The sequence below is a fragment of the Mesorhizobium sp. M7A.F.Ca.CA.002.05.1.1 genome, from assembly GCF_003998335.1.
In the GTDB taxonomy this organism is placed as follows: Bacteria; Pseudomonadota; Alphaproteobacteria; order Rhizobiales; family Rhizobiaceae; genus Mesorhizobium.
Genome location: NZ_RZQI01000236.1, coordinates 1 through 7393, shown reverse-complemented (window position 1 = coordinate 7393; position 7393 = coordinate 1). Strand labels below are relative to the sequence as shown.

The 7393-nt window shown below is 63.4% G+C and carries 6 protein-coding genes; 4 read left to right on the top strand and 2 right to left on the bottom strand.

Annotated elements, in window-relative coordinates; all coding sequences use genetic code 11:
• Positions 1-780 (bottom strand): SDR family oxidoreductase (locus tag EN939_RS14290; protein ID WP_127268521.1); only part of this gene is annotated, 780 nt, incomplete at its 3' end.
• Between the two features lie 179 nt (positions 781-959).
• Between EN939_RS14290 and EN939_RS14285 the strand changes: the two genes are divergently transcribed.
• From EN939_RS14285 to EN939_RS14270, 4 genes are all read left to right on the top strand, one after another.
• Positions 960-2192, top strand: coding sequence for an ABC transporter substrate-binding protein (locus EN939_RS14285; protein WP_127268520.1), 1233 nt, complete (start codon positions 960-962; stop codon positions 2190-2192).
• A gap of 160 nt (positions 2193-2352) precedes the next feature.
• Complete coding sequence (locus EN939_RS14280) at positions 2353-3222, top strand: carbohydrate ABC transporter permease (RefSeq protein WP_023811708.1); 870 nt, start codon at positions 2353-2355, stop codon at positions 3220-3222.
• Entirely contained in the window at positions 3219-4043 is an 825-nt protein-coding gene (locus EN939_RS14275; protein ID WP_013528984.1) for a carbohydrate ABC transporter permease, read from the top strand. The genes EN939_RS14280 and EN939_RS14275 overlap by 4 nt, the downstream gene beginning before the upstream one ends.
• A 24-nt stretch (positions 4044-4067) precedes the next feature.
• Positions 4068-5561 (top strand): M81 family metallopeptidase, encoded by a 1494-nt coding sequence (locus EN939_RS14270; protein WP_127268519.1) that lies wholly within the window; start codon positions 4068-4070, stop codon positions 5559-5561.
• 147 nt (positions 5562-5708) lie between these two features.
• Here EN939_RS14270 and EN939_RS14265 read toward each other — a convergent pair.
• On the bottom strand, positions 5709-7393 hold a 1685-nt coding region (locus tag EN939_RS14265), incomplete at its 5' end, for a M3 family metallopeptidase (protein ID WP_164750991.1).

Genomic DNA, 7393 nt, shown 5'->3' with positions numbered 1-7393 from the left:
GGGCAGGCAGCCGGCGGTCAGTCCCGCGTCCACGGGCATCACCACGCCTGTTATTCCCGATGCGCGATCGGACGCAAGGAAGGCGACGGCTTCCGCCACTTCCGCGGCGTTGACGATGCGGCCGAGCGGATAGAGCCGCTGCAATTTGCCGAGGATTTCGGGATCCTTGGCAAGGCGGTGGTCCCAGGCGGCGGTGCGGATCGATCCGGGGCAAACGACATTGGCGCGCAGGCCGCTGCGGCCGAGCTCGACGGCGATCGCCTTGGCATAGGCGTTGATGCCGGCCTTGGCGGCGGCATAGGCCGGATTGCCGAAATGCGCGATGGCGTTGACCGAGGAGATGAAGACGACGCTGCCCGAGCCGCGGCCAGCCATCGCCTTGACCAGCGGGTCGGCGAAATTCATCACGCCAGTCAGGTTGAGATCGAGTTCCTGCTCTATTCTGTCGGGATCGAGCGCCGAAATCGTCTCGGCACGCGTCCAGCCGGCATTGTTGATGAGAATGTCGGGCACACCATCCCGGTCGAGGATCGCGCCGATCGCCGTCGCTATCGATGCCTTGTCGAGAAGATCGAAGACATGGCGGGAGGCAAGGTGCGGACTGTTCAGCGCCTCGCTTGACTGATCGCAACCGACGACCCTGGCGCCTCTTTGCGCTATCAGCGCCACGATGGCCGTGCCGAGCCCGCCGCCGGCACCCGTCACCACGACGGTCTTGCCCTCGAACTCGGCCCTGCCTTCGAACTCGGCCCTGCCCTCGAACTCGGATTGCGAAACCACCGTGCGTCATCCTCCGGGAGTTCTGACAGATCGCATAAGGCCTAGGCCTGTAAATGTAATTAAGCAACACAATAATCCGCTTGTAAGCCTTCAAATCATCGATAATGTAGGAAAGTCACATAAATCTTCTGCTCCGGCACGGAGAGGCGCGCAGGCGCAACACCAATGGGAGAGATCAAATGAGCCTTGCAAAATGGACTGTCGGCCTGATGGCCGGAATGAGCATGCTGGCAATTGCGGCGCAGGCGGATGCGGGCGAGGTGCGCGTCACCGTGGCCGAGTACAGCGCCAAGACTGCTCCCTATTTCGCCGACGTCAAGAAGGAATTCGAGGCGGCGAACCCCGGCATCAGCGTCAAGTTCGAAGTGGTGCCGTGGGATGTGCTGCTGCAGAAGCTGACCACCGACATCACCGCCGGCACCAATGCCGATCTGTCGATCATCGGCACGCGCTGGCTGATCGACTTCGTCCAGCAGGATGTCGCCGAGCCGCTCGACGGCTACATCAAGCCCGACTTCAAGGATCGCTTCATCGACACCTTCCTGTCGCCCTCGATCATGGACGGCAAGACCTACGGCCTGCCGATCGCGGCCTCGGCGCGCGCCATGTACTACAACAAGGAGCTGTTCGAGAAAGCCGGCATCGCCAAGCCACCGGCAACCTGGACCGAGCTGCAGGAAGATGCGCGCAAGATCAAGGCGCTGGGGTCGGGCACGTTCGGCTTCGGCCTGCAGGGCAAGGAGATCGAGACCGACGTCTATTACTATTATGCGATGTGGTCGCAGGGCACCGAGATCCTCAACAAGGACGGCACTTCGGGCCTGAGCACGCCAGGTGCGCTTGAGGCCGCCAAGCTCTACAAGTCGATGATCGACGAAGGCCTGACCGAACCCGGCGTCACCTCCAACAACCGCGAAGACGTGCAGAACCTGTTCAAGCAGGGCAAGGTCGGCATGATGATCACCGCACCCTTCCTGTCCAACCAGATCAAGGACGAGGCGCCGAACCTGAAATACGGCGTTGCAGCCATCCCCGCCGGCCCGACCGGCGCGCGCGGCACCTATGGCGTGACCGATTCCATCATCATGTTCAAGAACTCCAAGAACAAGGACGAAGCCTGGAAGCTGCTCGATTTCCTGTTCACCACGGAACAGCGCGCCAAGTTCACGCAAGGCGAAGGCTTCCTGCCGGTGAACAAGGAAGAGGCCAAGATGGACTACTACGTCAACAATGCCGATCTGGCGGCGTTCACCGCGCTGCTGCCCGACGCCCGCTTCGCGCCGGTCATTCCGGGCTGGGAAGAAGTCGCCCAGATCACGTCGGACGCCATGCAGAAGATCTATCTCGGCGGCGACCCTGAGGCGGGCTTGAAGGACGCGGCCGCCAAGGCCAACACCGTGCTGAAGAAATAGAGGCCGTGCTGAAGAAATAGGGCGTATCTCCCTGCGCCCGTGGCGCGCCCCAGACTCAGGCGGGGCGCGCCACACCTAGGTTCCCGGCCCGGTGCGGCGGATCCGAAATTCGCATAAGCAGAACCTTCTGATCCAGCACGCCGAGGTTGCAGGCCAGCAGATGCAAAATCGTTTCTTGCCCTATCTCCTGACCTTGCCCAGCCTGTTTCTGGCGGCGGTGGTCATCTTCTGGCCGGTCTGGGACCTGATCCAGATCTCGACGCATGAGGTCAGCCGCTTCGGCCAGCTTCGCGACTTCAACGACTTCGCCAATTTCGCGGCACTCGCTGCCGATCCCGATTTCACGGCCGCGCTCTGGCGCACCGGCCAATGGACGGTGATGGTGGTCGGCGGTGCGCTTCTCTTGTCGATCCCGGTGGCGATGATCCTCAACACCGATTTCTATGGCCGCGGCATCGCCCGCGTCATCATCATGCTGCCCTGGGCGGTGTCGCTGACCATGACCGCGGTGGTCTGGCGCTGGGCGCTGAGCGGCGAAAGCGGCATGCTCAATTCGGCGCTGATCGGCCTCGGGCTCATCGATCACAACATCCAATGGCTGGCGAGCGCCGAGACCGCTTTCCCGATGCAGGTGCTGATCGGTATCCTGGTGACGGTGCCGTTCACGACGACGATCTTTCTCGGCGGGCTGTCGTCGATTCCGGACGATCTCTACGAGGCGGCGGCGCTCGAAGGGGCGACGCCGCTGCAGCAGTTCCGCGAAATCACCTTTCCGCTCCTGAAACCGTTCATCAACATCGCCATCGTGCTCAACACCATCTACGTCTTCAATTCCTTCCCGATCATCTGGGTGATGACGCAGGGCGGCCCGGCCAACTCGACCGATATCCTGGTCACCCATCTCTACAAGCTGGCCTTCCGCATCGGCAAGCTGGGCGAAGCATCGGCGGTGTCGCTGGTGATGTTCGCCATATTGCTGGTCTTCACCATGATCTATGTGCGGCTGGCGATGCGGGAGCAACGCACATGACGAGCAAGCTGAAACGCTCCATCATCGCCTGGCTGCTGCTGGCGCCGCTGATCGTGGTGACGCTCTTTCCCTTCGCGGTGATGTTCCTGACCGCGGTCAAGCCGAGGCAGGAAGTGCTGTCGCCGACCTGGTGGCCGAGCGAATTCCGCTGGTCGAATTTTTCCGACATGTGGGTGGCGACCGGCTTTGGCCAGGCGCTGCTCAATTCGCTCTACGTGTCTGTGATCGCCACGGTTGGCGCCATCCTGATCTCGGTTCCGGCGGCCTATGCGATGTCGCGCTTCCGCTTTGCCGGCTACGGCGCCTTGCGCCAGTTCCTGCTGATTTCGCAGATGATCTCGCCGATCGTGCTGGTGCTTGGCCTGTTCCGGCTGATGGCGGCCTGGGGCTTGGTCGAGAGCACGACGGCGCTCGGCTTCATCTACATGGCCTTCAACGTCGCCTTCACGGTGTGGATGCTGCAGAGCTATTTCGACACCATTCCGCGCGATCTCGAGGAAGCCGCCTGGATGGAGGGCGCCGGCCGCTGGCTGACCTTGCGCAAGGTGTTCCTGCCGCTCTGCCTGCCGGCGATCGCGGTGACCGCGATCTTCACCTTCATCAATGCCTGGAACGAATTCGTCGTGGCGCTCACCATGCTGCGCAGCCAGGAAAGCTATACGCTGCCGATCCAGGTGTTTTCGCTGGTCGCCGGCCGCTACACCATCGAATGGCACCACGTCATGGCCGCGACGTTGCTGGCGACCTTGCCGGTGGCCATCCTGTTCATCTGGCTGCAGCGCTACCTCGTTCGCGGGCTGGCGCTCGGGGCGGTCAAATAACGCCTATTCACGGACGGAGCTTTCATGCGCATTTTCACCGCCTCGCTGGCGACGGAAACCAACACCTTCTCGCCGGTGCCGACCGATAGGGCCTCGTTCGAGATGGCCTTCTATGCCGGGCCCGGCAAACATCCGGACACGCCGACGCTGTGCTCCTCGCCGATGGTGGCGCTGCGCCGGCGGGCAGCGGCCGAAGGCCTCGATGTCATCGAGGGCACCGCCACCTGGGCGGAGCCGGGCGGCCTGGTGCAACGGCAGACCTATGAGGCGCTGCGCGACGAGATCCTTGGCCAGCTCAAGGCAGCGCTGCCGGTCGATGCCGTCATCCTCGGCCTGCATGGCGCCATGGTGGCGCAAGGCTATGACGACTGCGAAGGCGACTTGCTCGAACGGGTTCGCGCAATGGTCGGGCCGCAGGTGGTGATCGCCGTGGAACTCGATCCGCACAGCCATCTGACACCGAAGCGCGTGGCGGCCTCCGACATCCTCGCCTACTTCCTCGAATTTCCGCACACCGATTTCTACGAGCGCGGCGAACACGTCGTCGAGCTTGGCCTTGCGGCGGCGAGGGGCGAGATCAAGCCGGTCATCTCGACCTTCGATTGCCGCATGATCCAGGTGCTGCCGACCAGCCGCGAGCCGATGCGCTCCTTCGTCGACCGCATCAAGGCGCTGCACGGCAAGGACGGCGTGCTGTCGGTCTCCGTCATCCATGGCTTCATGGCGGCCGACGTGGCCGAAATGGGCACACGCATCCTGGTCGTCACCGACGATGACAAGGCCAAGGGTGACGCGCTGGCGGAAAGGCTCGGGCGGGAACTCTACGCGCTGCGCGAAAAGACGGCGATGACGATGCTGAGCGCCACCGACGGCATCGACCGGGCGCTGGCCGTGCGCGCCGAGAATCCGGGCAAGCCGGTGGTCATCGCCGATATCTGGGACAATCCCGGCGGCGGTGTGCCCGGCGACGGCACCTTCGTGCTGCGCCAGATGCTGGCGCGTGGCCTGGACAGGTTCGCCGTGGCGACGATCTGGGATCCGATCGCGGTCACCTTCTGCCTGGCGGCGGGCGAAGGCGCGGTCATCGATCTGCGCTTCGGCGGCAAGGCCGGGCCGCAGGCAGGCGAGCCGATCGACGCGCGCGTGCGCGTGCTGAAAGCGGTTGCGGAGGGCTGGCAGAGTTTCGGGCCAAGCCGGGTGACGCTGGGGCCGACGGCGCTGGTCCGCCTCGAAGGCACCGAGGTCGACATCATTCTCAACACCAACCGCACACAGACCTTCGAGCCGGATATCTTTTCCAACATCGGCGTCGATCCGATGGCCAAGGACATGCTGCTGATCAAGTCGACCAACCATTTCTACGCCGGCTTCGAGCCGATCGCCGCCGAGATCATCTATGTCTCGGCGCCGAGTTCGTATCCCAGCAATCCGGCGGTGACCGATTACAAGAAGCTGACAAGGCCGGTGTGGCCAAGGGTTGCGGATCCTTGGAAGGATGCAGGCAATCTCCCCCCTTGAGGGGGAGATGTCGCTGAAGCCGACAGAGGGGGTCGCCTGACGTAATGCGCCAACCTTCTTCTGCCGCAGCAGGCCGAGCCCGGTCGAACCGACCCCCTCTGGCCGCTTCGCGGCCATCTCCCCCTCGAGGGGGGAGATTATCCGGTGCTACACCAATCCCCGCTTCACCATCATCGCTTCGGGCGACGGCATCTTGCCGCGAAATGCGGTGTAGAGTTCTTCCGGATCCTTCGAACCGCCGGCGGCGTAGATGTTCTTGCGCAGCCGTTCGGCGAGCGCCGGGTTGAAGGGGTCGCCGGTCTCCTCGAAGGCGGCGAAAGCGTCCGCATCGAGCACTTCCGACCACATGTAGGAATAATAGCCGGCCGAATAGCCGTCGCCGGAGAAGACGTGGCCGAAATGCGGGGTGCGGTGACGCATGGCTATGGTGTCCGGCATGTGCAGCTCTGCAAGCGTTTCGGTTTCGAAACGAAGTGGTGCTTCAGGCGCATCCGGCCGTGCGTGATAAGCCATGTCCATCAGCGCGGATGCGGTGAACTCTACTGTTGCAAAGCCAGCGCCAAAAGTCCGCGCGGCCAGCATCTTGTCGAGCAGCGCCTTGGGCATCGGCTTGCCGGTCTTCACATGCAGCGCGTGTCTTTCCAGCACCGCCGGCACGGTCAGCCAATGTTCGTAGAGCTGCGAGGGCAGTTCGACGAAATCGCGGCTGACCGAGGTGCCCGAAACCGAGGGCCAGGTGACATCGGTCAGCATGCCGTGCAAAGCATGACCGAATTCGTGGAACAGCGTTTTCGCCTCGTCGACCGACAGCAGCGCGGGCTCGCCGGCCGGCGGCTTGGCGAAGTTCATGATGTTGTAGATCACCGGGCTCGCACCGTGGCCGAGCCTGTAGCCGGACTGCAGCGCGCTCATCCAGGCGCCGGAGCGCTTCGAGGGCCGGGCGAAATAATCGGCGAGGAACAGGCCGCGCTCGCTGCCATCGGCATTTTTCACCACGAAGACGCGGGCGTCGGGGTGCCAGGCAGCGATGCCCTTCTTCTCCTCGAAGGTGATGCCGAACAGCCGTGTCGCCACATCGAAGCAAGCGTCGATGATGCGGTCGAGCTGCAAATAGGGCTTCAGCTCCGCCTCGTCGAAGGCGAATTTTTCCGCACGCAGTTTCTCCTGGTAGAAGCGCCAGTCCCAGGCGGCGAATTTTTCGTTGCTGCCGGCCTCCGTCGCCAACCGTTGCAATTCGATCTGGTCGCTTGCTGCCTTCTCAAGCGCCTTTTCCCACACCGGGTCGAGCAGCGCGTGCACGGCCTTCGGTGTCTTGGCCATGGTGTCATCGAGCTTCAGCGCGGCGAAGGAGGCGTAGCCGAGCAGCTTTGCCTTCTCGGCGCGCAGGCGCAGCATGTCGCGCACCACGTTCGTGTTGTCGGTGGCGCCGCCATTCTGGCCGCGCATGGTGAAGGCGCGGAAGGCGATCTCGCGCAGATCGCGGCGCTCGGAGAAGGTCGAGAACGGCTCGTAGATCGAGCGCGACAGGGTGACGGCGTAGCGGCCCTTCTGGCCGCGTATCTCGGCGGCTTCGGCCATCGAGCTTTTCACGAAGTCCGGCAGGCCGGCAAGGTCGGCCTCATCGAGGAACAGTGCCCAGTCGCTCTCGTCGGCCAGCACATTCTGGCCGAAGCTGGTACCGAGCGAGGACAATTCCTCGCTGATCTTGGCCAGCCGCTTCTTGCCGTCGGCATCGAGTTTGGCGCCGGAGCGGACAAAACCCTTCCAGGTCTTTTCCAGGACCCGCAGGGTCTCTGCGTCGAGCTTCAGGCTCTCGCGGCGCTGGTAGAGAT

What these genes read in the sequence shown, in the direction of transcription:
- EN939_RS14285 (WP_127268520.1), top strand. Translation starts at nt 960, where the DNA reads ATGAGCCTTGCAAAATGGACTGTCGGCCTGATGGCCGGAATGAGCATG.
- EN939_RS14280 (WP_023811708.1), top strand. Translation starts at nt 2,353, where the DNA reads ATGCAAAATCGTTTCTTGCCCTATCTCCTGACCTTGCCCAGCCTGTTT.
- EN939_RS14275 (WP_013528984.1), top strand. Translation starts at nt 3,219, where the DNA reads ATGACGAGCAAGCTGAAACGCTCCATCATCGCCTGGCTGCTGCTGGCG.
- EN939_RS14270 (WP_127268519.1), top strand. Translation starts at nt 4,068, where the DNA reads ATGCGCATTTTCACCGCCTCGCTGGCGACGGAAACCAACACCTTCTCG.